The sequence below is a fragment of the Streptomyces caeruleatus genome (assembly GCF_001514235.1).
In the GTDB taxonomy this organism is placed as follows: Bacteria; Actinomycetota; Actinomycetes; order Streptomycetales; family Streptomycetaceae; genus Streptomyces; species Streptomyces caeruleatus.
Genome location: NZ_KQ948959.1, coordinates 3,599 through 4,448 on the forward strand (window position 1 = coordinate 3,599; position 850 = coordinate 4,448).

Sequence of the window (850 nt, forward strand, 5' to 3'; positions counted from 1 at the left end):
GGCCACTTCCTCCGCCAGGCACACCTCGGCGAAGACCTCTTCGCCCCGCCGCCATACAGCCCGCAGTCCCTGGAAAGTAGGGCCGTATCCGTAGCCTGTCTCAGCCAGTCCGTCGTACAGGTCGTCCACCGAAACCGGTTCCGCTCCTGCCGGCGGCCATGCCGTTTCCTGCCACACCGGTACGGAGGCCCCGGACGCACCCAGCGTTCCGCTGGCGTGTCGTGTCCAGTCCGTCTCCTCCTCAAGGCGGGAGTACACGCTCACCGCACGACGGCCGGACTCCTCCGGCGCCTCGGCCACCACCTGCACCTGCACGGCCCCGCGCTCGGGCAGCACCAACGGCCGCTCCAGCGTCAACTCCTCCAGGACACCACACCCCACCTCGTCACCGGCCCGCACCAGCAGTTCCACGAACGCTGTGCCGGCCAGCAACACCACACCCCGTACTGCGTGGTCGGCCAGCCAGGCGTGGGAAGCGAGGGAGAGTCGGCTGGTGAACACCACACCCTCACCACCAGCCAGCTCCACCGCCGCTCCGAGCAGCGGGTGGCCGAGGGAGGTCAGTCCGGCGCCTCGTACGTCTCCGGCAACGGCGCGGGGGCGCGGCCAGTACCGCTCGTGCTGGAAGGCGTACGTCGGGAGGTCGATCGTCGCGTTCCGGCCCACGATCGTGGACCAGTCGACCGGGACGCCGTGGGTGTGCATGGTGGACAAGGCGGTCATCGCTGTGTGGACCTCGGGCCTGTCCCGGCGCTGGGTGGCGACGAACACGCCGTCCACCGCACCCGACCCCAACCCCGTCAGCACACCGTCCGGGCCGATCTCCACGAACCGCGTCACGCCCTGGGCA

Annotated in this window: 1 protein-coding gene; it reads right to left on the reverse strand. The window is 70.4% G+C overall.

Annotation, left to right across the window (positions count from 1 at the left end; translation table 11 throughout):
• A partial coding sequence (locus tag AQJ67_RS44125) for a polyketide synthase dehydratase domain-containing protein (RefSeq protein WP_208615158.1) occupies positions 1-850 on the reverse strand: 850 nt, incomplete at both ends.